Raw genomic sequence first — 25,359 nt, forward strand, 5'->3', positions numbered from 1 at the left:
GATCAGACCGTTTCCTCAGATCGGCAGGCCCAGCGTGGAAGTTGTCATCGTTCCGGATGCCAAGGCGGGTGGCGAGCTCATCGCCGGGGCCATGGCCCAGCTGCTCCGGCGCAAGCCCGACGCCCTGCTCGGCGTGGCGACCGGCTCGACCCCGCTGCCCATCTACGAGGCGCTGGCGGCCAAGGTGCGGTCCGGTGCCGTGGACGCGTCGCGGGCACGGATAGCCCAGCTCGACGAGTACGTGGGGCTGCCGGCCGAGCATCCCGAGTCGTACCGTTCGGTGCTGCGGCGCGAGGTGCTGCAGCCGCTGGGGGTGCCGATGTCCTCGTTCATGGGGCCGGACGGGACGGCGGAGGACATCCCCGGCGCCTGTGAGGCCTACGACTCGGCGCTGGCCGATGCCGGGGGCGTGGATCTGCAGTTGCTCGGGATCGGGACGGACGGGCACATCGGGTTCAACGAGCCGTGTTCCTCGCTGGCCTCGCGGACTCGGATCAAGACGTTGACCGAGCAGACCCGGGTGGACAACGCGCGGTTCTTCGACGGGGACATCGAGCAGGTCCCGCATCACGTCATCACCCAGGGCATCGGGACCATCCTGGAGGCTCGGCATCTGGTGCTGCTCGCCACGGGTGAGGGGAAGGCCGATGCGGTTGCGGCGACGGTGGAGGGGCCGGTTGCCGCGGTGTGTCCCGCGTCCGCGCTTCAGCTGCATCCGCATGCCACGGTCGTGGTCGACGAGGGTGCCGCTTCCAAGCTGAAGCTGGCGGACTACTTCCGGCACACGTTTGTCAACAAGCCCGACTGGCAGGGGATTTAGGGCGGCTCTCTCGCCTTCAGGTCTGTACGACAGAAGGTGCCGGTCCCCAGAACGGACCGGCACCTTCTGTCGTACAGACCTGCTGCAGCCCTACTCCCCCGCGATGATCTCCGCCGCCGCTCTGGCGCAGACCCGGGCGGCGCCGTGGGTCGCGATGTGCAGGGCTCCTCGGGCGGGGGCCTGAGGGAGGCCCATTTCGATCACGATCGTGTCGGGGCGGGTTCTGAGAACGGTGTCCAGGGCCGCTCCCATCCAGGGGTGGCGGTGTTCGTCGCGCACCACGGCCACGACGCGACGGGGACCGGCCGCGGCCAGGGTGGCGAGGCCGGCGTCCTCGCCGGCGAAGCTGCCCGTTTCCGTGCCCGGGATCAGACGGGCGAGTTCGGCGGCGACGCCCCAGGGCGTTTCGTCGCCGACGGCCACATTGGCCACCGGGGTGAAGGCGGCGACATAGGGCGCCGTGGTGAGGGGGGTGAAGCCGTCTGCGCCGGTGATGCGCAACGCCCTTCGAGCCGCGCGCAGTCCCACCTCCTCGTCTGCCGGCAGTTGTGCGTCGGCCGCGCCGGCGGCCGTCCAGTGGGCCAGCGTGCGGACACGTTCCGCCGCATCCGCGAGCCGCTCCTCGGGGAGTTCGCCCGAGCGCACCGCCGAGACCAGGGCGTCGCGCAGGCGCCGTACCGTCTCGTCGTCAGCCAGTCCGCCGCCCACGCAGATCGCGTCGGCGCCGGCGGCGATGGCCAGGACGCTGCCACGCTCGATGCCGTAGGTGCCGGCGATGGCCTGCATCTCCATGCCGTCGGTGACGATGAGGCCGGTGTAGCCGAGTTCGCCGCGGAGCAGGTCGGTCAGCACCTGGCCGGACAACGTGGCCGGGCGGTCCGGGTCCAGGGCCGGGACCAGGATGTGGGCGGTCATCACCGCGCGGGTTCCGGCGGCGATGGCCGCGCGGAACGGGGAGAGTTCACGCGATCCCAGGACGGAGGCGTCCACGTCGATGCGTGGGAGCGCGTGGTGGGAGTCGACCGCCGTGTCGCCGTGGCCAGGGAAGTGCTTGGTGCAGGCCGCCACGCCCGCGGACTGGAGGCCGGTGACGTAGGCGGCGGTGTGGCGGGCGACCAGTTTTGAGGAGGCGCCGAAGGAGCGGACGCCGATCACCGGATTGGACGGGTTCGAGTTCACGTCGGCCGAAGGGGCCCAGTTGAGGTTGACCCCGCAGGCCGCGAGGCGGCGGCCCAGTTCCGCGGCCACGTCTCGTGTCAGTTCCACGTCGTCCACCGCGCCGAGGGCGTGGTTGCCGGGGAAGGACGAGCCGGTGCGCACCTCCAGGCGGGTGACGTCACCGCCCTCCTCGTCGATGGCCACCAGGACGTCGTCGCGTTCGGCGCGCAACTGGGCCGTCAGGGCGGTCAGTTGTTCCGGCGAGGCGATGTTGCGGCCGAACAGGCCGACCGAGGCGAGGCCCTCACCGAGGCGGCGCAGCAGCCAGTCGGGGGCGGTGGTGCCGGTGAAGCCGGGCTGCAGGACGGTCAGCGCGTCGCGGGTCAGCGTGTCTGTGCCGCTGGCGAATGTCGTCATCGGGGGGCGTTATCCCTTCACGGCGCCCGCGGTGAGGCCCGCGGCCATCTTGCGCTGGACGAGGAGGAAGAGGACCACGATCGGCACGGCCATCATGGTGGAACCGGCCATCATCGGGGCGTATTCGGTGCCGTGTTTGGTGGTGAAGTTGCCGAGCCAGACGGTCGCGGTCTGGTTCTTCTGGCTGAGCAGCATGAGGGCGTAGAGGTACTCGTTCCAGGCCTGGATGAAGGCGTAGACCGAGGTGGCGACCATGCCGGGAGCCAGCAGCGGGAAGACCACCCGCAGGAAGGCGCCCGTGGGCGAGCAGCCGTCGACCATCGCCGCCTCCTCCAGCTCCTTCGGGATGTTGACGATGAAGCCGCGCAGCGTCCACACCGTGAAGGGGAGGATGAAGGTCAGGTACGTGATGATCAGGCCCGACAACTTGTCGTACTGGTCGAGGTCGTTGAGGAGCAGGAAGACCGGGATGATCATCGCGACCAGGGGGATCATCTGGACCGCGAGGATGCCCACGATCACGATCTTGCGGCCGCGGAAGGCGAAGCGGGAGATGGCGAGGGCGGCCAGGGTGCCGACCACGACGCCGATCGCCACGACCGACAGGGAGACGATGAGGCTGCGGCCGACCGGGCCCCAGAAGTCGGCGATGTCCAGTGCGCGGCTGAAGTTGCTCAGCGTCAGCCCCGTCGGCAGCAGGCTCGGGTCCGGGTCGATGGCGTCCTTCGCCGGTTTGAACGCCGTGTTCAGCATCCAGTAGACGGGGAAGCCGGCGGTGACGAAGACGAGGAGACCGAGGAGGTTCCAGCCCGCCTTGGACTTCCGGGGCCGCGAAGTGCGCCCCGAGCCGCTCCCTGACCTGGCGACGGCGTCCATGATGGTCATTCGACCTCTCCGATCTTCAGCATCTGGCGCATGTAGACGGCGACGACCCCGAGCAGCAGGAGCACGGTGATGAGGGCGATCGCCGAGCCCTGCCCGTAGTCGTTGACCACGAAGGCGCGGTCGTACGAATACGTCGTCAGGATCTGGAACTCCGGCTCGGGGTGGCCGTTGCGCATGACGAACACCTGGGGGAAGACGCCCATGTCCCAGATGACCGACAGGGTCGTCAGCATCACGATGAGCGGCTTGAGGATCGGCAGGGTGACGTACCGGAAGATGCCCCATGCGCCCGCGCCGTCCAGCCGGGCCGCTTCCTCCAGCTCGGCCGGGACCTGGGTGAGCCCGGCGCTCAGGGTGATCACGACGAAGGGCACCGCGCCCCAGACCACGAGCAGCATGATCACGGCCAGGCCCTGGGGACCGCTCGCGAACCAGTTGTGGCCGATCATCTCGACCCCGGGCAGCTTGCTGAGCAGCGCGTTGAGGATGCCGTAGTCGGCGTCGAACAGCCACTTGAAGACCGTGGTGGCGACGATGATCGGCATGCCCCAGCTGGCCACCAGCGCGATGTTGACGAGGGTCTTCACCCAGCCGGAGACCCGCTGGAGCAGCAGGGCGATCAGCATGCCGGCGACCATCGTGAAGATCACGCAGCCGGCCGCGAAGACGACGGTCCGGACGACGACCGACCAGAACTCGCCGTCGTCGAGGACGCCCGTGAAGTTGTCGAATCCGACCCAGTCCGCGGGCAGGAAGCCCCACAGCTGGGACTGTCCGAACTTCTGGAAGGACAGCGTCACCAGGCGGACCAGCGGATAGCCGAGGACCAGCACCAGGATCAGCAGACAGGGGGCGAGCAGGAGCCAGGGGGTGGCGTTGAAGGTCCGCTTTCTGCGCGGCAGAACCGGCCTGGACGGCGGTGGTACCGACATCGGCGGCGGCACCTCGGTGGGGGTGGTCGTGTCTGCGGCACTCATCGCGTGCTCCTCAGCGGTCCTTCACGTCGTACGAGAAGCAGGGCCCCGCCGGTCTCAACGGGGCCCTGCCTGCGGTCACTTGGTGTTGATGACCTTGTCGATCGCGGCGTCCGCCTCCTTCGCGGCGGCCTCGACCGACTTCCTGCCGGTGCCGATGTTCTGCAGCATGTTCTGCAGGATCTGTGCCTTCTCGACCTGGCCCCAGCCGGGCGCCATCGGGACGAACCAGTTGGACTCGGCCGCGGTGGCCGGGACCGCGGTCGCCGGGTCGTTCTTCAGGGTGGCGAGGTCGGTCTTGTTGTTGGGCAGGTTGCCCTTGGCCATCAGGCCCTTCTGGCCGGAGGGACCCGTGAAGGCGTTGATCCACTCGGCGGCGACGGCCTGCGCCTTCGACTTCACCGGGACGGCGAGGTCCGAACCGCCCAGGAAGACGGGCATGTTCTTGCCGGAGGGACCCGGCATCACGAAGTTCTCGAGGTTGTCCTTGAGCTTGCCGGTCTTGTCGTTCTTCGGGTCGGCGGAGGTCGCGCCCTCCCAGGCCGCGCCGAAGATCATGCCGGACTTGCCCTGGCCGTAGACGATGTAACGGTCGTTCTCGTCCTTGGTCTTGTCGCCGTGCATGTACTTGTCGACGACGTTCTTGAACTCGGTGAGGCCCTTGACCGACTCCGGCGAGGAGAGGTTGGCCTTCCACTGGCCGCCGTCCTCCTTGGCGATGGAGCCGCCTGCGTCGTAGACGAAGGACATGGCCGCGTACCAGTCACGGGTGGGCTGGTACCAGGCGGAGAACTTGTCGCCCTCCTTCTTCTGGACCTTGTCCAGGGCGGCGGTGAGCTCCGCGTAGGTCTTCGGCGTGGACTTGACGCCGACCGACGCGAAGAGGTCCTTGCGCCAGTTGCCGACGCGGCCACCCGCGTAGTAGGGGACGCCGTAGGTCTTGCCGTCGTAGGACACCGAGGCCTTGAGACCGTCGAGCCAGGCGGACGAGTTGGTGAACTTCGATGTGTCCAGGGGCGCGAAGGCGCCCTTGACCATGTAGCCCAGCATCTCGGTGTTGCCCATCTCGACCACGTCGGGGGCCTTGTCGGTGGCGAGGACCGCGTCGAGCTTGGTGTTCTTGTCCGGCCAGCCGTAGTACTCGTGGTTGATCTTGATGCCGGGGTGCTTCTTCTGGACCGCGGCGTCCGCGGCCTTGACCAGCTCGGGCCAGTTGTTCTGAGCGTCGACGGTGAGCCAGACGGTCAGCTCCTTGGCGTCCGCGCCGCTGTTGTCCGAACTTCCGCTGTCGCTGTTCCCACATGCCGCGACGGAGACCACCATGCCCGCGATACCGATCGCGGCTGCAAGCTTGCGCTTCACGCCACCCTCCTCAGGGATGCCCACACCTCCCGCCCACAGGCCGGGACCTGGACCAATGGTGTAGACCAGTAGGGGGAGCTTGGACCAGACCACGAAGCCTGTCAAGGGCCTACGAAATGGCTCTGACCAGCCGTTATGCGAGCTACATATGCAGGAACCATTAGTAAAGAAGCCAGCGAAAACAACGGCGCCGGAGTACTCTCGTCCGCTAGACCACTTACCTCGGTGGACTAGACCAAAAGAGACGGCGACGGTATACAGAAGGGATCACGATGTGATCCGCATCCGGAGCCGGGAAGGCAGACCATGAGCAGCGACGTCAGCAGTGCGGAGACCGAGGGCGGGGCAGGCGTCCGTACGGCGCGCGTGCCCAAGTACTACCGCCTGAAGAAGCACCTGCTCGACATGACGGAGACCCAGTCGCCCGGCACGCCGGTACCGCCCGAGCGCACCCTCGCCGCCGAGTTCGACACCTCCCGCACCACCGTGCGCCAGGCCCTCCAGGAGCTGGTGGTCGAGGGCCGGCTCGAGCGCATCCAGGGCAAGGGAACCTTCGTCGCCAAGCCGAAGGTCTCGCAGGCGCTGCAACTCACCTCCTACACCGAGGACATGCGCGCCCAGGGTCTGGAACCCACCTCGCAACTGCTCGACATCGGTTACATCACCGCCGACGACCGTCTCGCCGAGCTCCTCGACATCACCGCCGGCGGCCGGGTGCTGCGCATCGAGCGCCTGCGCATGGCCAACGCCGAGCCGATGGCCATCGAGACGACCCACCTCTCCGCCAAGCGCTTCCCGGCCCTGCGCAGGTCACTGGTCAAGTACACGTCGCTCTACACGGCGCTCGCCGAGGTCTACGACGTCCACCTCGCCGAGGCCGAGGAGACCATCGAGACCTCCCTGGCCACCCCCCGCGAGGCGGGCCTGCTCGGCACCGACGTGGGCCTGCCGATGCTGATGCTGTCCCGCCACTCGTCCGACAAGACGGGCGAGCCGGTGGAGTGGGTGCGGTCGGTGTACCGGGGCGACCGGTACAAGTTCGTGGCCCGCCTCAAGAGGCCTGTCGAGTAGTCCTTTCCGGTACCGCACGCGGTGTAGCGCAACCGCACATCCTGCTCTACGGTCCTTCCGACTCCGTCTGGACGGGAGGACCGCCTCGTGCGTACCGCGAACGTCCGAACCATCGTCATCTGGACCCTCGTCGCCCTGGTCGGCGCCGCCGGCTGGTCCGTGCTCGCGCTCGCCCGGGGCGAGGACGTCTCCGCCGCCTGGATGGTCGCGGCCGCCCTCGGGTCGTACGCGATCGGCTACCGCTTCTACTCGAAGTTCATCGCGTACAAGGTCCTGAAGGTCGACGCGACCAGGGCCACCCCTGCCGAACGCCTCAACAACGGCATCGACTTCCACCCCACCGACCGCCGTGTCCTGCTCGGCCACCACTTCGCCGCCATCGCGGGCGCCGGACCGCTCGTCGGCCCGGTGCTGGCCGCGCAGATGGGCTATCTCCCCGGCACGGTCTGGATCATCGCGGGCGTCATCTTCGCGGGCGCGGTCCAGGACATGGTGGTGCTCTTCTTCTCCACGCGCAGGGACGGACGCTCACTCGGGCAGATGGCCCGCGAGGAGATCGGCCCCTTCGGTGGCGCGGCCGCGCTGATCGCCGCCTTCGCCATCATGATCATCCTGCTCGGCGTACTGGCCCTCGTCATCGTCAACGCCCTGGCCGCCTCGCCCTGGGGCACCTTCTCCATCGCGATGACGATCCCGATCGCCCTGCTGATGGGCTTCTATCTGCGGGTACTTCGCCCCGGCCGGGTCGCCGAGGTCTCCCTCGTCGGCGTGGGACTGCTGCTGCTCGCGCTGGTCGCGGGCCGCTGGGTGGCCGAGTCCTCGTGGGCCGGCGCCTTCACCCTCGCGCCCTCGACGCTGGTCGTCTGGCTGGTGGCGTACGGGTTCATCGCGTCGATCCTGCCGGTGTGGATGCTCCTGGCGCCCCGCGACTACCTCTCGACCTTCATGAAGATCGGCACGATCGCCCTGCTCGCCCTCGGTGTCGTCATCGCGCTGCCGACGCTGAAGATGGACCCGGTGACGGACTTCGCCTCGCGCGGCGACGGTCCGGTGTTCGCGGGCTCGCCGTTCCCCTTCGTCTTCATCACCATCGCCTGCGGAGCGCTGAGCGGCTTCCACTCCCTGATCTCGAGCGGTACGACGCCGAAGATGATCCAGAAGGAGACGCAGGTCCGGATGATCGGCTACGGCTCCATGCTGATGGAGTCGTCGGTCGCGATCATGGCCCTGGTCGCGGCGAGCATCATCGATCCCGGGCTGTACTTCGCGATGAACGCGCCGGCCGGTGCGATCGGCACGACCGTCGAGAACGCCTCGCAGGTGGTGACCGGTTGGGGCTACTCCATCTCCCCCGCCGAGCTCGCCCAGGCGGCGAAGAACGTCGAGGAGGCCACCCTGCTGTCCCGCACCGGCGGCGCCCCGACCCTCGCCGTCGGCGTCTCGGAGATCTTCTCCAAGGTCACCGGCGGGAGCCTCAGGGCCTTCTGGTACCACTTCGCGATCATGTTCGAGGCACTGTTCATCCTGACCGCGCTGGACGCGGGGACGCGCGTGGGCCGGTTCATGCTCCAGGACATGCTGGGCAACGTCCACCGGCCGTTCAAGAACATCAGCTGGAAGCCGGGACTGGTTCTGACCAGCGCGATCGTGTGCGCGCTGTGGGGCTACTTCCTGTGGGTGGGCGTCCACGAGCCGCTCGGCGGGATCAACCAGCTCTTCCCGATCTTCGGTATCTCCAACCAGCTGCTCGCCGCGGTCGCACTGGCCGTCTGCACCACGCTGCTGGTGAAGTCGGGGCGCCTCAAGTGGGCCTGGATCACCGGGATTCCGCTCGTCTGGGACGCGACCGTGACGCTCACGGCCAGCTTCCAGAAGGTGTTCTCCAGTGACCCCAAGGTCGGCTTCTTCAAGCAGCGGTCCGTGTTCCAGGACGCCATCGACGACGGCAAGGTCCTGCCGCCCGCCAAGAGCATGGACGACATGCACACCGTGGTCACCAACTCCACGGTCGACGGCGTCCTCACGGCCGTCCTCGCCCTGCTGATCGTGGTGGTGATCGCCGACGCCCTGCGGGTCTGCGTCCGGCACCTGCGCCGTCCCGCGCTGTCCACGCTCAGCGAGGCGCCGTACGTCGAGTCGAAGATCCTGGCCCCGGCCGGTCTGATCCCGACCCGGGAAGAGAGGGAGGAGGCGCGGGATGCGGTCACTCCGACGGGCGTTTAGGGCCGTGCGCTGGTACGTCCGCGAACTGACCGACGAGTCGGCGTACGACCGCTATGTCGCGCATGTGCGCCAGGGCCACCCGCAGGCGCCGGTACCGACACGGCGGGCGTTCGAACGGATGCGGACGGAACGTCAGGAAGAAGATCCCCGCCAAGGCTTCCGCTGCTGTTGATGCTTCACAGAATCGACATACCGATATGCGGACGAGGTCTTCCGCTCACCTGACACCGTGACCTAGATTGCCTGCGCGTTACAGGTGATCAGCCAGGGGACGGAGTCGCGGAATGTCGGACGCACCTGAAGTGAGACCGCCGGTGGTGACACCGGCAAGGGTGGTCATCGCCCTGTGCCTCGTCGCCCCGTTCGTGGCGATGCTGTGGGTCGGCTCGTACGCCAAGGTCGACCCCACGTTCATCGGCATCCCGTTCTTCTACTGGTACCAGATGCTGTGGGTGCTGATCTCCACCGCGCTGACGATGACCGCGTACAAGCTGTGGCAGCGTGACCAGCGTGCCCGCCACGGAGGTTCCAAGTGAACGACGGCGTCAACGGCGTGGCACTCGCCGTCTTCATCATCTTCTTCCTGGCCGTCACGGTCATGGGCTTCCTGGCCTCGCGCTGGCGCAAGGCCGAGAACGAGCAAAGCCTCGACGAATGGGGTCTGGGCGGGCGGTCGTTCGGCACCTGGGTCACCTGGTTCCTGCTCGGCGGCGACCTCTACACGGCGTACACCTTCGTCGCGGTGCCCGCGGCGATCTACGCGGCGGGCGCGGCCGGCTTCTTCGCGGTGCCGTACACCATCCTGGTGTACCCGCTGATCTTCACGTTCCTGCCCCGGCTGTGGTCGGTCTCCCACAAGCACGGATACGTGACGACCTCGGACTTCGTGCGCGGCCGCTTCGGCTCCAAGGGCCTGTCGCTGGCGGTGGCGGTCACCGGCATCCTCGCGACCATGCCGTACATCGCGCTCCAACTGGTCGGTATCCAGGCGGTGCTGGACGTGATGGGCGTCGGCGGCGGCGAGAACACCAACTGGTTCGTCAAGGACCTCCCGCTACTGATCGCCTTCGGTGTCCTCGCGGCCTACACGTACTCCTCCGGCCTCCGGGCCCCTGCCCTGATCGCGTTCGTGAAGGACACGCTGATCTACATCGTCATCGCGGTGGCGATCATCTACATCCCGATCAAGCTGGGCGGGTTCGACGACGTCTTCGGCGCGGCGAGCGAGAAGTACACGGCGGCCAAGGCCGGCGGCCTCGTCCCGCTGGAGGCGGGCCAGTGGACGTACGCCACCCTCGCGCTGGGCTCGGCACTCGCGCTCTTCATGTACCCGCACTCGATCACAGCGACGCTCTCCTCCCGCAGCCGTGAGGTGATCCGCCGCAACACCACGATCCTGCCGCTGTACTCGCTGATGCTGGGCCTGCTCGCGCTGCTCGGCTTCATGGCGATCGCGGCCGGAGTCAAGGTCACCAACCCGCAGTTGGCGATCCCGCAGCTGTTCGAGGACATGTTCCCGGACTGGTTCGCGGGCGTGGCCTTCGCGGCGATCGGCATCGGCGCGCTGGTCCCGGCGGCCATCATGTCGATTGCGGCCGCGAACCTGTTCACCCGCAACATCTACAAGGACTTCATCAAGCCGGACGCCACGCCCGCGCAGGAGACCAAGGTCTCCAAGCTGGTCTCCCTGCTGGTGAAGGTCGGCGCGCTGGTCTTCGTCCTCACGATGGACAAGACGGTCGCCATCAACTTCCAGCTCCTGGGAGGCATCTGGATCCTCCAGACCTTCCCGGCCCTGGTCGGCGGCCTCTTCACCCGCTGGTGCCACCGCTGGGCCCTGCTCGCCGGCTGGGCGGTCGGCATGATCTACGGCACGGTCGCCGCGTACGGCGTCGCCTCCCCGACGCAGAAGCACTTCGGCGGCTCCGCGAAGGAGATCCCCGGCATCGGCGAGATCGGCTACATCGGCCTGACGGCGTTCGTGCTCAACGTCGTCGTGACGGTGGTCCTGACCTTCGCCCTGAAGGCGGCCAAGGTCCCCGACGGCGTGGACGAGACCAGCCCGGAGGACTACACGGCGGACGCGGGCGACCCGGGGGTCCAGGTGGAGCTTCCGCCGGCGACCGCGGGTAAGACCCACTAGTCACGGAGTGCACGGGCCGTCGGAGTTCTCGCCCGGCGGCCCGTCGCCGTATCCGTCGGGCACACTCACCCGCATGGACATCCTGATCCGCCCCGCGGTACCCGCCGACTACGAACCCCTCGGCCAGATCACTGCCCAGGCCTACCTCCAGGACGGCCTCCTCCTGTTCGGTGAGAGCGACTGGTACCTCGAAGAACTCAAGGACGTGGCCAAGAGGGCGTCCGCCGCGGACGTCCTGGTGGCCACGGAGAACGACGACCTCCTCGGCGGAGTCACCTTCGTCCCGTCCGGCGGCCCCATGGCCGACCTCGCCCGCCCCGGAGAGGCAGAGATCCGCATGCTCGCGGTGGCGCACGCGGCCCGGGGCAGAGGCATCGGACAGGCCCTCGTTCAGGCCTGCGTCGACCGCGCGAGCGGCACGGCCACCGGCGTCGTCCTGTGCACCCAGCCCACGATGCACACCGCCCACCGCATCTACGAACGCCTCGGCTTCTCCCGCGCCCCCGAGCGCGACTGGAACCCGATACCCGGCGACGACTTCACGCTTCTCACCTATGAGTTGACGCTGTGAAGTCACCGCGACACAACATATGGGCCTGCTTTCCTCACCCGGCACAAGATGTATGCTCATGCTCGCTGTCGCCGCAGGGGAATCCGGTATGAATCCGGAACTGTCCCGCAACGGTGTACTCATGCGTGCATAGGCACACATGAGAGTCAGTCCGAGGACCTGCCGACAGCACGCCCGAGCCAAACGGCCCGGGTGTCCTGACGTCCGGGCCTCGTGGAATGGGCCGGTGGACGCGACGCCGTGTGCGCTCGTGTGCTGCCCCCTGCCCTCCGCAAGGCCCCGTGCCCAGCGAGGGAGTGCCCCACGTGACCATCGCGCCAGCCGAACCGGCTTCAGCGACCACCTTTGTGGACGATGACGGTCCCGGAACCGCGTTGCTGCGGACCCTGACCGCGCTGACCGCCGACCTCCCCGACGCCGACCCCGGCAGGGTCGCCGCGGCCGCGCTGCGCGGCCGGTCCTCGCGTGGGGCCTCCCCCGAAATGGTCGCGGAGTTGCGCGAGCTGGCCACCGAGGCGGCGGCCGGCCTCATCTCCGAGGACCCCGCCTACAGCAGGCTGGCGGCCCGGCTGCTGACCATCAGTATCGCCGCGGAGGCCGCCTCGCAGGGCGTCACCTCGTTCACCGGATCGGTCGCCGTGGGACACCGCGAGGGCCTCATCGCCGACCGCACCGCCGAGTTCGTGCGGGTCCACGCCGAGCGGCTCGACGCTCTGGTCGACACCGACGCCGACGACCGCTTCGGCTACTTCGGCCTCCGGACCCTCCACAGCCGGTACCTCCTCAGGCACCCTCTCACCCGCAAGGTGATCGAGACGCCCCAGCACTTCCTGCTCCGGGTGGCGTCCGGCCTCGCCGAGGACGACACGGTCAGGGCCCTGGACGAGGTCGCCGCGCTCTACGCGCTGATGAGCCGCCTCGACTACCTCCCCTCCTCCCCCACCCTCTTCAACTCCGGCACCCGGCACCCCCAGATGTCGTCCTGCTACCTCCTCGACTCCCCGAAGGACGAGCTCGACTCCATCTACGACCGCTACCACCAGGTCGCCAACCTCTCGAAGCACGCCGGCGGCATCGGTCTGTCGTACTCCCGTATCCGCAGCCGCGGTTCGCTGATCCGCGGCACCAACGGACACTCCAACGGCATCGTCCCGTTTCTGAAGACGCTGGACGCCTCGGTCGCCGCCGTGAACCAGGGAGGCCGGCGCAAGGGCGCGGCCGCGGTCTATCTGGAGACCTGGCACTCCGACATCGAGGAGTTCCTCGAGCTCAGGGACAACACCGGTGAGGACGCCCGTCGTACACACAACCTGAACCTCGCGCACTGGGTCCCGGACGAGTTCATGCGCCGGGTGAACGCGGACGCCGAGTGGTCCCTCTTCTCCCCCGCCGACGTGCCCGAGCTGGTCGACCTGTGGGGCGAGGAGTTCGACGCCGCGTACCGGAAGGCCGAGGCCGCGGGGCTCGCGAAGAAGACGATCCCCGCCCGTGACCTCTACGGCCGCATGATGCGCACCCTCGCGCAGACCGGCAACGGCTGGATGACCTTCAAGGACGCCGCCAACCGCACGGCCAACCAGACGGCCACGCCGGGCCATGTCGTCCACTCCTCCAACCTCTGCACGGAGATCCTGGAGGTCACGGACGACGGGGAGACGGCCGTGTGCAACCTGGGGTCCGTGAACCTGGGCGCGTTCGTCACCGGCGACGGCATCGACTGGGAGCGGCTGGACGCCACCGTCCGTACCGCCGTGACCTTCCTCGACCGGGTCGTCGACATCAACTTCTACCCGACCGAGCAGGCCGGGCGGTCCAACGCCAAGTGGCGCCCCGTGGGCCTCGGCGCGATGGGCCTCCAGGACGTCTTCTTCAAGCTGCGGCTGCCCTTCGACTCCCCCGAGGCGAAGGAACTCTCCACCCGGATCGCCGAGCGCGTCATGCTCGCCGCCTACGAGGCCTCCGCCGACCTCGCCGAGCGGGGCGGCCCGCTGCCGGCCTGGGAGAAGACCCGTACCGCCCAGGGCGTCCTGCACCCCGACCACTACGGCGTCGAACTCACCTGGCCCGAGCGGTGGGCGGCCCTGCGCGACCGTATCGCCGTCACCGGACTGCGCAACTCCCTGCTCCTCGCCATCGCTCCCACCGCCACCATCGCGTCGATCGCCGGTGTGTACGAGTGCATCGAGCCGCAGGTCTCCAACCTGTTCAAGCGCGAGACGCTGTCCGGGGAGTTCCTCCAGGTCAACTCGTACCTGGTGGCCGAGTTGAAGAAGCTCGGCGTCTGGGACGCCCGCACCCGTGAGGCGCTGCGCGACGCGAACGGCTCGGTGCAGGGCTTCGCGTGGATCCCCGAGGACGTACGGGCGCTGTACCGCACGGCGTGGGAGATCCCGCAGCGCGGTCTGATCGACATGGCCGCGGCGCGGACCCCGTTCCTCGACCAGTCCCAGTCCCTGAACCTGTTCCTGGAGACGCCGACCATCGGCAAGCTCTCCTCGATGTACGCGTACGCCTGGAAGTCCGGGCTGAAGACGACGTACTACCTGCGCTCGCGCCCGGCGACCCGTATCGCCCGTGCCGCGCAGGCGACGGTCCCCGTCCAGCAGCCGGCCCCCGAAGACGCGGTCGCCTGCTCCCTTGAGAACCCCGAGTCCTGCGAGGCCTGCCAGTAATGTCCAGCACCCAGAACCTGCTCGACCCCGGCTTCGAGCTGACTCTGCGCCCCATGCGCTATCCCGACTTCTACGAGCGCTACCGGGACGCCATCAAGAACACCTGGACCGTCGAGGAGGTCGACCTCCACTCGGACGTCTCCGACCTGGCGAAGCTCAGCCCCGCCGAACAGCACCTCATCGGCCGCCTGGTGGCCTTCTTCGCGACCGGCGACTCGATCGTCGCGAACAACCTGGTGCTGACGCTGTACAAGCACATCAACTCCCCCGAGGCGCGGCTGTACCTGAGCCGCCAGCTCTTCGAGGAGGCCGTCCACGTCCAGTTCTACTTGACGCTCCTCGACACCTACCTCCCCGACCCGGAGGACAGGACGGCGGCCTTCGACGCGGTCGAGAGCATCCCCTCGATCCGCGAGAAGGCGGAGTTCTGCTTCAGGTGGATCAACGAGGTCGAGAAGCTGGACAGTCTGCAGACCCAGTCCGACCGCCGCCGCTTCCTGCTCAACCTGATCTGCTTCGCCGCGTGCATCGAGGGCCTGTTCTTCTACGGCGCCTTCGCCTACGTCTACTGGTTCCGCAGCCGGGGCCTGCTGCACGGCCTCGCCACCGGCACCAACTGGGTGTTCCGCGACGAGACCATGCACATGTCCTTCGCCTTCGACGTGGTCGACACCGTCCGCAAGGAGGAGCCGGAGCTGTTCGACGACCGGCTCCGGCAGCAGGTCACCGACATGCTGGCGGAGGCCGTCGAGGCGGAGCTGCAGTTCGCGCGCGACCTGTGCGGGGACGGGCTGCCGGGCATGAACACCGAGTCGATGCGGCAGTACCTGGAGTGCGTCGCCGACCAGCGCCTGACGCGCCTCGGCTTCGCCCCGGTGTACGGCTCGGAGAACCCGTTCTCCTTCATGGAGCTGCAGGGGGTTCAGGAGCTGACCAACTTCTTCGAGCGGCGTCCGTCCGCGTATCAGGTGGCGGTGGAGGGCACGGTCGACCTGGACGAGGACTTCTAGACCGGGATCCGGGCACGTGGGTGGTACGTCCAAGAGGGAAGGAGGCCATCCATGCGCCCGATCCGCAAGACGATCCTCGCCCTCGCGACGCTGACGCTGCTTCTCGCGGGCTGCGGCACCGAAGCCGGGAACGGGAAGGGGGGAGCCGGCGACAGAGTGTCGCCGTCCTCCCCCACGCCCACGCCCACGCCCACGCCCACGGCGACCGGGTGCACTACCCGGGCGGAACTCGGCGCCACCGACAGCGGGGACACCGTGTGCCTCGCGGTGGGCGACACGATCCGGATCTCGCTGGACGGGACGAAGAGCCGCCCCTGGAAGCCGGTCGCCGTCGTCGGCAGTGGCCTGGAGGCCACCAACAGCGGCATCGTCCTGCTGCCCGGTGACGCGAGTTCCGCGTACAAGGCGGTCTCGGCGGGACAGGTGCGGCTGAGTTCACAGCGCCCCCTGTGCGCCACCGACACCGGCCGGGTCTCGTGCAAGGGGATTCAGGAGTGGTGGGTCGCCGTGGAGGTGAAGTAACGCCTCTGCGCGGCCCGGATCTGACGGTCGACGCGCTTGTCGTGCAGTATCCCGATCACCGACGGGAGCACCAGCAGGACGAGGATTCCGAGAACAGTCAGCATTGCGATCAGTCCTTGTGTCTGTGCGGTCGTCATGTCACTACTGTCGCGCCGCAGACTCCTTACCAACAGTGGCAGGACTGCCGTGGACCCTCGATTTACTGCCACTCCTGAGGCACACTGGCAGCATGCTGAAGAACGTGGCCGCCGTCGTCCTGGACGGTGTGAATCCCTTCGAGCTCGGAGTCGTCTGCGAGGTCTTCGGCACCGACCGCAGCGACGACGGACTGCCCGTGTACGACTTCGCGGTCGCCTCGGCCGAGGGCCCCACACTGACCTCGCGGGCGGGCTTCTCCCTGCACGTCGAGCACGGCCTGGAGCGGCTGGAGTCGGCCGACCTGATCGCCGTGCCGGCCGGCGCCCGCTACGAGACGCGGGACTTCCCGCCCGAGCTGCTCGAGGCCCTGCGGAACGGGGTCGACCGCGGAGCACGGGTGCTCAGCGTGTGCTCCGGCGTCTTCCTGCTCGCCGCGGCCGGACTGCTCGACGGCCGGCGCTGCGCCGTGCACTGGCACCACGCGGAGGAGCTCGCGCTCGCGTATCCGCGGCTGACGGTCGAGCCGGACGTCCTGTACGTCGACGAGGACCCGGTGATCACCTCCGCGGGCACCGCCGCCGGCATCGACGCCTGTCTGCACATCGTGCGCAAGGAGCAGGGCCCCGAGGTCGCCAACAAGATCGCCCGGCGCATGGTCGTCCCGCCGCACCGGGACGGCGGGCAGGCGCAGTACATCGAGCGGCCGCTGCCCCGGTCGAAGTGCGACACCGTCGGCGAGGTGCTCGTGTGGATGGAGCGGCACCTCGACGAAGAGGTCACTGTTGAGCAGCTCGCCGAGCGCGCGCACATGTCCCCGCGCACCTTCGCCCGCCGCTTCCAGCAGGAGACGGGTACGACTCCCTACCGCTGGATCCTGCGCCAGCGGGTGCTGCTGGCCCAGCGGCTGCTGGAGGCGACGGACGAGACGGTGGACGCGATCGCCGGCCGGGCGGGGTTCGGCACCGCGGCCGCGCTGCGCCACCAGTTCCTGCGCGCGGTGGGCACCACCCCGAACGCCTACCGGCGCACCTTCCAGGGCCCGGAGGCGGCCGCCTGACCTACGTCCTCGGCACGGGTTTCAGCAACAGCCCGGCCGGTTTCAGCGTGATGCCCACCCGTGGCGCGTCGTCGGATCCGGACACCTGCTCGAAGCGGTACTTCCGGGCCAGCGCCGCCGTGATCAGCGTCAGCTGGGCCATCGAGAAATGGTCGCTCGGGCACTTCCGGTTACCCGTGCTGAACGGACTCATGGCGTGTTTCGGCACGGACTTGGCCCGCTCCGGACTCCAGCGCAGGGGATCGAACTCCTGGCTGTCGTCGTACGACTTCGGATCGCGCTGGATCGCATACGGGCTGTACACGATGTCGGCCCCGGCCGGAATGCGACAGCCACCGAGTTCCGTGTCCCGCACCGCCCGCCGCGTCAATATCCACACGGCGGGCCGTAAACGCATGACCTCGATCACCAGATAGTTCGTGTACGTGAGCGCCCGGACGTCCTCGAATGCCACGGGACGTCCGCCGGTGACCGATTCGACTTCCGCGCACACCTTGTCCGCGTGTTCCGGGTGTGCGGCAAGAGCCTGGAGCAACCACATGACCGTGGCCGCGACGGTTTCGCTGCCGGGGGTGAGTATCGCGACGACCTGGTCGTGGACCTCCTGTTCCCCGATGGGCTCGCCATTCTCGTCCTTCGCCTCCAGCAATGCCGTCAGCAAATCGTCCGGCTTTTGACCGGATGCCCTGCGCTCGGCGACGATCTCGTCGACGAGGAGATGCAAATCGGCCAGCGCTCGATTGAATTTTCGGTTGGGCGGCAGGGGCAGCCGGTACAGCGGCCCGGCGGGTATCACCATCCGCCGGTACATGCCCCGGAAGACGGTGGCGAGCGCGACGCACAGCCGTTCGGCGCGCTCGTCCATGAAGTCCCCGCGCAGCAGACAGCGGGCCGCGACGCGCACGGCGACCCGGAAGGCCTCGGAGGTGCAGTCGACGGTCTCACCGGGCCGCCAGCGCTCGGCGAGCGCATGCGCCTCCTCCTCCATGATCGGCCCGTACGCCGGGATCGCGTCGAGCCGAAAGGCGGGCTGGATGACGCGCCGCTGCCGCCGGTGCTGGGGGCCGTTGGCGGTGGCCACGCCCTCCTTGCCGACCAGTCCCTCCAGGGACTCCCACAGCGGCCCGGCGATGATGAAGTCCGGGTTGAGCGCCACGGCTCCGGTCAGTTCCGGGGTGGTGGGCGCGTACACCGTCTTGGGGCCGAGCCTGAGGCGTACGACATCGCCGTGCCGCCGGAGCCCGGACATGAAGCTCAGCGGATCGCGGACCATCCGCCAGCCGTGGCCGAGGACGGGGACGCGCCCGCCCGCGAACGGCGGCTCACGCAACTCGGCAGCCACAGTGGCTTCGGGTTTCACGGATTCGACGGTCATTTCTCACCTGCCGCTTCGTTGTTGACGTACGGGGGCGTGGACCGGTCGTCCCAGCTGTCGACCATGTAACGGCCGGACTCGTGGTGGAACCAGTAGACGGTGCTGAACCAGTTGCGCATATTGCGGACGCAGGCCCGGACGGCGGCGCTCAGTTCCCTTCCCCGCGCGGTGCCGTCGTCGAGGCCGTCGGCGAAATGGAGGGCGTCGGCCTCGGCGACGAGGAATGCGTCCACGCATTTCTCGACCAGCCGTCGCATTTCCCGTATCGCCTCTTCGAGAGTCAGTCCCTCGTGTTTGATGAGACTGATGCCGAGATTGTGGACCTCGTCTCCCGCTATTTCCTTTGGCAGCGAACAGAGGTCGTTGTACCAGGCGGCGAATTCCTGGCTCAGCAGCGCCGCCCGCCGGTACGCCGGGTTTTCCCTTATACCGTCCGGGAGTTCACGTCCCGCGCACGGCTCCAGCAGATCCGTCCAGATCCAGTGCGCGAAGGTGAGGCGGCGCAGTGCCAGGTATTCACCGACCGGCGGGATGATTCCCTTGGCGCGATTGCGGAATTCCCGGTCGTAGGCCTCGATCACGTCGTGGAAGTGTCCGGCGAACCTGGTGTTCCACGTCCGCGGGAGGAACGAGTACAGCCGCACCACGCAGTCGGCGAAGGCGGCGACCAGCGGATCCTCGTGGTGCAGATGATCCCGTGGTGAGTCGAGTGCCGCGTGCAACCGGAACCTCAGCCGGCGCCACGCGCGTGGACGGCGGTGGACGATGTCGCGGTCGTGCCGGTCGTCCCAGACGAAGAACCACGCGCTGAAGTCCGCTATCGCCTGGAGGACCGCGTCCGGGGCGCCGAGGTAGTACCCCGCCATGAGGTCCGTGTAGCACAGTCCGTCGGCATATTCCGCCACCTTGTCCGCCGGCATGAGCCGCTTTTCCAGAAGCCAGGTACGGGTGTTCTCCTGGAGCCTGGGCCAATACGGATGCAGTTGCCTGGGAAACGCTGCCTCGATCACCGGGAGAGAGAGCGACGGTGGAACCGCGATCGCCGTCGGCGTCGATGTGGTGCTGTGTGGGAAAGCAGGCACGAACAAACCCCTTCCAGCCGCCAGTTGACGCATGCCCCTGCCGCTGAACCGGGCGTGCGCCGTTGCGTATCCCCGCACTTCCCATTCAGCACCACAACTGACCATTCTGGGAACGGATTTGCTTCATTCACTACCCCACGGTGTCGGTATTCTCCCTATGTGTGACTCGATTCGGATCACCATGTGAGCACATCCGATCGAACGTGCGACGCACATGCGAACGGCGCCTGTTCGGGGAGTGATTCCTGAACAGGCGCCGTGCGGTCGGGAGTTGTGGGACGTCAGTCGTTCGCGACCACGGGGTAGCGGGGCTCGTTCTCGGCCATCTGCCGCAGCGCGTCCTTGCGTTCGCGCTTGGAGAGCCGGTCGATGTAGAGGTAGCCGTACAGATGGTCGGTCTCGTGCTGCAGACACCGGGCGAAGTAGCCGGTGCCACGGACCTTGACCGGGTTGCCCTTCTCGTCCTGCCCGGTGACCTCGGCGTAGTCGGGGCGGGCGAGCGGCGCGTAAGCGGTGGGCACCGACAGACAGCCCTCGTTGCTGTCGTCGAGGCGGCGCTTGTCCGCGGGCAGGTCCACGAGCTTCGGGTTGCAGACGACACCCACGTGCCGCCGGCCCTCGTCGTCCTGGCAGTCGTACACGAAGACCTTCAGGTCGACGCCGATCTGGTTGGCGGCGAGGCCGACGCCCTCGGCGGTGCGCTGGCTGGCGAACATGTCCGCGACCAGCTGGTCGAGCTCCTCACCGAACTCGGTGACGTCCTTGCACTCCTTGTGCAGCACGGGGTTCCCGACGACGGTGATGGGCCGCGAGGTGCCGCGCTCACGCCAGGCGTTCTCCCGCTCCTCCGTGTCCTCGGTGTCGATGACGAACCCCTCGTCGTCGACGGGGAGCACGCCCGCGTGCTGCTGATCGGTGTCCTGCTGGGCCATGACCTACGGATCGCCTTCCTGCACAAACAAAGAACAAAGAGGGTGTGACGCTGATACAGGGTACGGCGAACGGTCAGCAGACCTCTTCGAGATCCCGCCAGTCCCTGGAGTCCGGACTGTCCGCGACCCAACCGTCCAACAGTCCCCGAACCAGCGAGGCCGGCGCAGCCACCCCGCACTCCCGCTCCGGCACCCACAGCTGACCGTCCGTGCGGTGCCCCAGCGGCCCCGGGTGTCCCGGTTCGCTGTGGTCGTGGGGGTCCAGGTGCTCCCCGTCGCCCTCGTCCGACGGCATCCGCGACTCGGAGCACATCCGGCACAGCAACCGCACCGACGACGACCAGTCCTCCGCCGCGAACCCGGCGTCCGCCGCGAGCTGCTCCAGCGCGTCCCGGTCCGCCTCGGTGGCCGCCTCCAGGAGAACCACCCAGGTGGGGACGGGTGAGGGAGCCCACAGCTCGATCTCGTCGAAGACGGGATACGCATGCCCGGACGCCGTGGTCCGCTCGCCGTGCGGCACCCCGTCGTGCAGCACGACCTCGCCCCACCGCCGCCCGGAGGACGGCAGCGGGATGGACAGCACCTCGATACGGGCCGGGTCGAGCCGCCGCCCCCAGACCACCTCGGCCTCCCCTTCGGGAGACAGCCGTACGGCCGCGCTGCCGAGGTCCATGCCGAGCGGCTCACCGGCATCGGTCGCCCCACCGGGCACCCGCAGCCCGTACGCCTGCCAGGCCCGCCGCGCCAGCGACCAGTCCTGGAGCGCGGTCGCGGCGATGCCGACGTTCCACCAGTCGGGCGCCCCGGTCTCCCGGTCGAGCAGCGCCACGGCCCTGAGGCCCGCGGCCCGCGCCTGCTCCCAGTCGTGCCGGAACTTGTGGAGCAGGGCGAGGTTGAACCAGGACTCGGACAGCCACGGCTCCAGGTCCGCGGCACGTGTCAGCAGCGCGCCCGCGTCCTCGTACCGGCCGTCGCCGATCAGCGTGAACGCGCGGTCCGTGGCCTGCCGCCAGGAGGCGGAGGGCCGGTGCCGTCCCTTGCCGAAGATCCTCACGATTCCCGCCTGCCAGTTCCGTCGAGTGGGCTGGCTGTGCCCCCGGACACCCTCTCTCTCGCATCCAACCACGTGTGCTTGGAAGGGCGCTCATTACCCATGGGTTACCCCGTCGTGGGGGAGGTCAGACAGTCTCTCGACAGCACCCTGGCCAGCGCCTCCACGACCTCCGGAGCGTAGTCCCCCGCGGTGCCCAGGCGCAGCTCCTCGAGCGCGGTCAATGGCCCGCCGGGTCCGGCGTCACGCGCCTTCTCCTCGTACGCGTTCACGGCCCGCACGATCCGCGCGGCCAGCGGCTGCTCCCGGCAGGGGTCGGCCTGCCGCTCCACGACCACGGCGACGGCCGCGTCCACGCCCGTCTGCCGTACGACGGCCCCGCCGAGGAGCGCGATACGGCGCTGTTCGGCGAGGGGCAGACCCGCGGTGGCCCCAGCGGGCACCGGGTCGACGAGGCTCAGCTGGCCGATGTCGTGCATGAGGGCGGCGTACTCCAGGACGGTGAGCTCGGGCCGGGACAGTCCCAGGTCGCGCCCGACCTCCCGGCTGAGCGCGGCGACCCTGCGGGCGTGCCCGGCGGGCGTGTACCCGGCTATCTCGGTGGCTCGGGCGAGGGAGGCGATGGTCTGCCGGTAGGTGCAACGGACGGCGGCGTACCGGCGGACGGAGAGCTGGGTGAGCACCAGGGGCACCGAGAAGACGGGCAGCGCCCACAGTCCCGCGACGGCGACCGCGAGCGCCATCACGGCCCCGGTGGCCACGACGGCGGACCCGATGCCGAGCAGGGCCCGCAGCTCGTCCCTGAGCAGCGGGCCGAAGGGCCAGCGAGTGCGGGAGTGGGCCAGGGCGGCCGCGAGCACGGCGTCACACAGCGCGGTGAGCGAGAGCAGGGCGAGCAGGAGCAGGGCGTACGCGGGACCGCTCCACTGCGCGAAGGTGCCCTGGTTGTACAGGGGTTGGAAGCACACGGCGGCGAACCCGACGGTCAGGACGCGGCGGGCGAGCTGATCGGCGGTGGGGCCCTGTCCGCGTCCGACGTGCGGCACGCTGCCGACGAGGGAGGCGGCGAGGACGACGGTGACGACCTGCGCGGCGCCGTGCTGCGTGGGCGCACCGGCGTTCTCGCCGAGCAGGGCGTACGACAGCGCCCCGGCGGCACCGAGGGGCGCGGCCTCCCTGACATGGGGACCGCTGCGCCGGTTGAGCTCACCGACCGCGATCAGCACCCCGAAGGTGAGGGCGGTGCCGCGCTCCTCGAGACCGGTCCAGAGGACGAAGGCGAGCGAGCCGGTGGCGAGGAGAGCGGCGGAGGTGTGGACCAGGGTGAGGAGTGGCGGCACCCGGCAGGACGTCTTCGGTGCGCTCCGGGCGCTCACCGACGTGCCCCCGGGCGCCCTGTGACCTCCGGGCGGGGACGCGGGACACCGGGCTCGTCGGCCGTGACCGCCGGATGCCAGCCGTACCGGGACAGGGCACGGACGAGGGCCGTCACCATCCGTGGGTCGAACTGGCTGCCCGCGCACCGCTCCAGTTCCTCCAGCGCGGCGCAGACGGGCCGGGCCCGCCGGTAGGACCGGGTGGACGTCATGGCGTCGAAGGCGTCGGCCACGGCCACCACCCGCGCGGACTCCGGGATCTGTCCCCCTGTCAGTCCGTACGGGTACCCGCTCCCGTCCAGCCGCTCATGGTGGTGCAGTACGGCGGCCCGGGCCTCACCCAGGAAGGAGATGCCCCGGACCATCTCGTGCCCGTACTCGGGATGCAGCTCGATGATCCGCCGCTCCTGCGGGGTCAGCGGCCCGTCCTTCCTGAGCAGCCGCGTCGGCACCCCGAGCTTTCCCACGTCGTGCAGGATCCCGGCGAACCGCAGCACCTCGATCCGGGCGTCGTCCATGCCGAGCTCCCGCGCGATCATCATCGACGCCTGCCCGACCCGCTCGCTGTGCCCGCGCGTGTACTCGTCCTTGATGTCGACGGCCTGCACCAGCGCCCGGATGGTGGCCTGGTGGGCGGCGCGCTCCCGGTGGTACTGCGCGAACACCCACCACGACACACACATCGGCAGCAGCACGAGCAACGCGGCGACGGGCCCGTAGGGACTGCGCCACAGGACGGCCATCATGAGCCCGGCCAGCCCGTGTACGGCGACGGGGGCGAGGGAGCGGAGAAACAGGCCGCGCCAGGCCCGCCGTACGGGAATCCTCTCGGCGAGCGCCAGGATCCCTCCGTCCAGCAGGCTCAGCACCAGGCAGAAGACGAGCACCGCGACCACGGCCGGGACCAGCGCGTACGGGAAGTCGGAGGCCACGACCGCGTCCCGGCCGCCCACCGCGCCGTGCACGCGTGCCGCCGCCCACACACTCATCATGAGCTGCGCGGCCCGCCAGAGACGGCGCAGCCCACGCGGGCGCTGCTCGACCGGGGACAGCAGCGCCCCCGGCAGGGCCACGAGGGCGGCGGCCGGGGGCGGCAGCAGAAAGGCGCCGGCGAGCAGGACGGGATAGAAGGTGCCGGCGAACCGCCAGCGGGCGGCGGCCTGCTCACATCCCGCAGAGAGCGCGGCGAGCAGCGCGACCTCCCACCAGGGGGTGCGTACGGCCGGCAGCGGCAGCAGACAGAGCAGTACGGCGACGGCGACACAGGCGACGTACGCACGCGCGCGTGCCGGTACCGCCTCCATCTCGCCCCTCCAGCCCAAGGTCCGCACAGCTGTGAGGAGCCTAGGACGGCGAGGGGAGGCGGCGTGGGCCGATCACCTGCCGATTAGCACGTTCGAGTGAACGGCGACCGGACTGTTCAGGACTCCTGCGGTGTCGCCGGCGAGGCCGTCACGTCGTGGTCGGGCACGGCCTGTCCCGAGCGGATCAGGTCGAGCCGCCCCAGCACCTTGGAGCGCAGGTCGGTCGGCACGTCGTCATGGCCGCAGCACCGCTTGACGAGCTTCTTCACGGCCTCTTCGAGACCGTACTTCTCCAGGCACGGAGAGCACTCGTTGAAGTGCTGCTTGAACTTGACGCGATCGACGTCCGGCATCTCACTGTCGAGGAACTCGTAGAGATGATCGAGTACCTCACTGCAGTCCGTCTCGTGCGGCTCTCCGCAGCTCATGAGCCCGAGCCTTTCGCTTCGTTCGACTCTCCGGCACCGGCCGGGACGAGCCCGCGCTCACGGGCGTAGTCCTCGAGCATGCCGCGCAGTTGACGGCGGCCCCGGTGCAGTCGGGACATCACCGTTCCGATGGGTGTCCCCATGATGTCCGCGATCTCCTTGTACGCAAAGCCCTCTACGTCAGCGAGGTAGACGGCGATGCGGAATTCCTCGGGGATCGCCTGGAGTGCTTCCTTCACGTCCGAGTCGGGCAGGTGGTCGAGCGCCTGCGACTCGGCGGAGCGCAGACCGGTCGACATGTGCGACTCGGCGCGGGCGAGCTGCCAGTCCTCGATCTCCTCGGCCGCGGAGCGCTGGGGTTCGCGCTGCTTCTTGCGGTACGAGTTGATGAACGTGTTGGTGAGGATCCGGTAAAGCCACGCCTTGAGGTTGGTCCCCTCACGGAACTGGTGGAAGGACGCGTACGCCTTGGCGTACGTCTCCTGCACCAGGTCTTCGGCGTCGGCCGGATTGCGCGTCATACGCAGCGCGGCCGAGTACATCTGGTCGAGGAATTCGAGCGCGTCCCGCTCGAAGCGCGCGGTGCGCTCCGCAGTCGACTCCGTGCTCGCGCCCAGGCCCTCGGGCTGCTCCGCCTGACCGTTGTCGGTCCCTGCGTCGATCCCAGTGACCGGACCCACCTCCTCAAGATTCCGGGCAGCACCGAAACCGGTGCCACCGGAATTGGAGGATAGACGACTACCCGTCCCGGCCGCCCCTCGAATAGGGGTGGTCTTGGCCGCATGCAG

Annotated in this window: 24 protein-coding genes and 1 riboswitch; of the genes, 11 read left to right on the forward strand and 13 right to left on the reverse strand. The window is 68.9% G+C overall.

Annotated features, from left to right (window positions below; all coding sequences use genetic code 11):
* Positions 1 to 34 precede the first annotated feature (34 nt).
* Positions 35 to 820 carry a glucosamine-6-phosphate deaminase gene (gene nagB, locus RNB18_RS15540; protein WP_311714653.1) on the forward strand — a complete coding sequence of 262 codons (786 nt, stop codon included), beginning with the start codon at positions 35 to 37 and terminating at the stop codon, positions 818 to 820.
* A 90-nt stretch (positions 821 to 910) separates the two neighbouring features.
* On the opposite strand, the gene RNB18_RS15545 is transcribed toward nagB, so the two are convergent.
* The 4 genes from RNB18_RS15545 to RNB18_RS15560 all read right to left on the reverse strand — a co-directional run bounded on the left by RNB18_RS15545 (position 911) and on the right by RNB18_RS15560 (position 5,616).
* Positions 911 to 2,395, reverse strand: a complete 1,485-nt coding sequence (locus RNB18_RS15545) for a glycoside hydrolase family 3 protein (RefSeq protein WP_311714654.1) — start codon at positions 2,393 to 2,395, stop codon at positions 911 to 913.
* Between the two features lie 9 nt (positions 2,396 to 2,404).
* The gene (locus RNB18_RS15550; RefSeq protein WP_311714775.1) at positions 2,405 to 3,271 is read right to left on the reverse strand and encodes a carbohydrate ABC transporter permease; all 867 of its coding nucleotides are present in this window, start codon (positions 3,269 to 3,271) and stop codon (positions 2,405 to 2,407) included.
* 5 nt (positions 3,272 to 3,276) lie between these two features.
* Positions 3,277 to 4,257, reverse strand: coding sequence for a carbohydrate ABC transporter permease (locus RNB18_RS15555; protein ID WP_311714655.1), 981 nt, complete (start codon positions 4,255 to 4,257; stop codon positions 3,277 to 3,279).
* A gap of 75 nt (positions 4,258 to 4,332) precedes the next feature.
* A complete protein-coding gene (locus RNB18_RS15560) occupies positions 4,333 to 5,616 on the reverse strand; it encodes an extracellular solute-binding protein (protein WP_311714656.1) in 1,284 nt (427 codons plus the stop codon).
* A gap of 306 nt (positions 5,617 to 5,922) precedes the next feature.
* On the opposite strand from RNB18_RS15560, the gene RNB18_RS15565 reads away from it, so the two are divergent.
* From RNB18_RS15565 to RNB18_RS15605, 9 genes are all read left to right on the forward strand, one after another.
* A complete protein-coding gene (locus RNB18_RS15565) occupies positions 5,923 to 6,687 on the forward strand; it encodes a GntR family transcriptional regulator (protein ID WP_311714657.1) in 765 nt (254 codons plus the stop codon).
* A gap of 87 nt (positions 6,688 to 6,774) precedes the next feature.
* Positions 6,775 to 8,910, forward strand: a complete 2,136-nt coding sequence (locus tag RNB18_RS15570) for a carbon starvation CstA family protein (RefSeq protein ID WP_311714658.1) — start codon at positions 6,775 to 6,777, stop codon at positions 8,908 to 8,910.
* Positions 8,885 to 9,082: a YbdD/YjiX family protein gene (locus tag RNB18_RS15575; protein WP_311714659.1), complete on the forward strand. Its 198-nt coding sequence runs from the start codon at positions 8,885 to 8,887 to the stop codon at positions 9,080 to 9,082. Before RNB18_RS15570 ends, RNB18_RS15575 begins: the two co-directional genes overlap by 26 nt.
* Before the next feature lie 112 nt (positions 9,083 to 9,194).
* On the forward strand, positions 9,195 to 9,446 hold the full coding sequence (locus RNB18_RS15580; protein WP_311714660.1) for a DUF3311 domain-containing protein: 252 nt from the start codon (positions 9,195 to 9,197) through the stop codon (positions 9,444 to 9,446).
* On the forward strand, positions 9,443 to 11,053 hold the full coding sequence (gene mctP / locus RNB18_RS15585; protein ID WP_311714661.1) for a monocarboxylate uptake permease MctP: 1,611 nt from the start codon (positions 9,443 to 9,445) through the stop codon (positions 11,051 to 11,053). The genes RNB18_RS15580 and mctP overlap by 4 nt, the downstream gene beginning before the upstream one ends.
* 73 nt (positions 11,054 to 11,126) lie before the next feature.
* On the forward strand, positions 11,127 to 11,624 hold the full coding sequence (locus tag RNB18_RS15590) for a GNAT family N-acetyltransferase (RefSeq protein ID WP_311714662.1): 498 nt from the start codon (positions 11,127 to 11,129) through the stop codon (positions 11,622 to 11,624).
* A 52-nt stretch (positions 11,625 to 11,676) separates the two neighbouring features.
* A riboswitch (cobalamin riboswitch) is annotated at positions 11,677 to 11,805 on the forward strand.
* 124 nt (positions 11,806 to 11,929) lie between these two features.
* On the forward strand, positions 11,930 to 14,296 hold the full coding sequence (locus RNB18_RS15595; protein WP_311714663.1) for a ribonucleoside-diphosphate reductase subunit alpha: 2,367 nt from the start codon (positions 11,930 to 11,932) through the stop codon (positions 14,294 to 14,296).
* Positions 14,296 to 15,306 carry a ribonucleotide-diphosphate reductase subunit beta gene (locus tag RNB18_RS15600; RefSeq protein WP_311714664.1) on the forward strand — a complete coding sequence of 337 codons (1,011 nt, stop codon included), beginning with the start codon at positions 14,296 to 14,298 and terminating at the stop codon, positions 15,304 to 15,306. The genes RNB18_RS15595 and RNB18_RS15600 overlap by 1 nt, the downstream gene beginning before the upstream one ends.
* A 51-nt stretch (positions 15,307 to 15,357) precedes the next feature.
* A complete protein-coding gene (locus RNB18_RS15605) occupies positions 15,358 to 15,828 on the forward strand; it encodes a hypothetical protein (RefSeq protein ID WP_311714665.1) in 471 nt (156 codons plus the stop codon).
* Here the strand turns inward: RNB18_RS15605 and RNB18_RS15610 are convergent.
* Positions 15,795 to 15,965: a hypothetical protein gene (locus RNB18_RS15610; RefSeq protein ID WP_311714666.1), complete on the reverse strand. Its 171-nt coding sequence runs from the start codon at positions 15,963 to 15,965 to the stop codon at positions 15,795 to 15,797. The two genes, RNB18_RS15605 and RNB18_RS15610, sit on opposite strands and share 34 nt — an antisense overlap.
* Before the next feature lie 92 nt (positions 15,966 to 16,057).
* Between RNB18_RS15610 and RNB18_RS15615 the strand changes: the two genes are divergently transcribed.
* Positions 16,058 to 17,023, forward strand: a complete 966-nt coding sequence (locus tag RNB18_RS15615) for a GlxA family transcriptional regulator (protein WP_311714667.1) — start codon at positions 16,058 to 16,060, stop codon at positions 17,021 to 17,023.
* 1 nt (position 17,024) lies between these two features.
* On the opposite strand, the gene RNB18_RS15620 is transcribed toward RNB18_RS15615, so the two are convergent.
* The 8 genes from RNB18_RS15620 to sigR all read right to left on the reverse strand — a co-directional run bounded on the left by RNB18_RS15620 (position 17,025) and on the right by sigR (position 25,251).
* Positions 17,025 to 18,398, reverse strand: coding sequence for a bifunctional albaflavenone monooxygenase/terpene synthase (locus RNB18_RS15620; protein WP_311714668.1), 1,374 nt, complete (start codon positions 18,396 to 18,398; stop codon positions 17,025 to 17,027).
* Positions 18,395 to 19,513 (reverse strand): epi-isozizaene synthase, encoded by a 1,119-nt coding sequence (gene cyc1 / locus RNB18_RS15625; RefSeq protein WP_394817620.1) that lies wholly within the window; start codon positions 19,511 to 19,513, stop codon positions 18,395 to 18,397. The genes RNB18_RS15620 and cyc1 overlap by 4 nt, the downstream gene beginning before the upstream one ends.
* A 248-nt stretch (positions 19,514 to 19,761) precedes the next feature.
* Positions 19,762 to 20,412, reverse strand: a complete 651-nt coding sequence (gene def, locus RNB18_RS15630; protein WP_306976537.1) for a peptide deformylase — start codon at positions 20,410 to 20,412, stop codon at positions 19,762 to 19,764.
* Between the two features lie 73 nt (positions 20,413 to 20,485).
* Positions 20,486 to 21,466, reverse strand: coding sequence for a tetratricopeptide repeat protein (locus RNB18_RS15635; protein WP_057612214.1), 981 nt, complete (start codon positions 21,464 to 21,466; stop codon positions 20,486 to 20,488).
* Between the two features lie 104 nt (positions 21,467 to 21,570).
* On the reverse strand, positions 21,571 to 22,839 hold the full coding sequence (locus tag RNB18_RS15640; protein WP_311714670.1) for an HD-GYP domain-containing protein: 1,269 nt from the start codon (positions 22,837 to 22,839) through the stop codon (positions 21,571 to 21,573).
* Complete coding sequence (locus RNB18_RS15645) at positions 22,836 to 24,143, reverse strand: HD-GYP domain-containing protein (protein ID WP_311714671.1); 1,308 nt, start codon at positions 24,141 to 24,143, stop codon at positions 22,836 to 22,838. The genes RNB18_RS15640 and RNB18_RS15645 overlap by 4 nt, the downstream gene beginning before the upstream one ends.
* Before the next feature lie 116 nt (positions 24,144 to 24,259).
* Positions 24,260 to 24,571 carry a mycothiol system anti-sigma-R factor gene (gene rsrA, locus RNB18_RS15650; protein ID WP_266559715.1) on the reverse strand — a complete coding sequence of 104 codons (312 nt, stop codon included), beginning with the start codon at positions 24,569 to 24,571 and terminating at the stop codon, positions 24,260 to 24,262.
* Complete coding sequence (gene sigR, locus RNB18_RS15655; RefSeq protein ID WP_311714672.1) at positions 24,568 to 25,251, reverse strand: RNA polymerase sigma factor SigR; 684 nt, start codon at positions 25,249 to 25,251, stop codon at positions 24,568 to 24,570. Before sigR ends, rsrA begins: the two co-directional genes overlap by 4 nt.
* Between the last annotated feature and the right edge of the window lie 108 nt (positions 25,252 to 25,359).

The sequence above is a fragment of the Streptomyces doebereineriae genome (assembly GCF_031845645.1).
Taxonomy (GTDB): domain Bacteria; phylum Actinomycetota; class Actinomycetes; order Streptomycetales; family Streptomycetaceae; genus Streptomyces; species Streptomyces canus.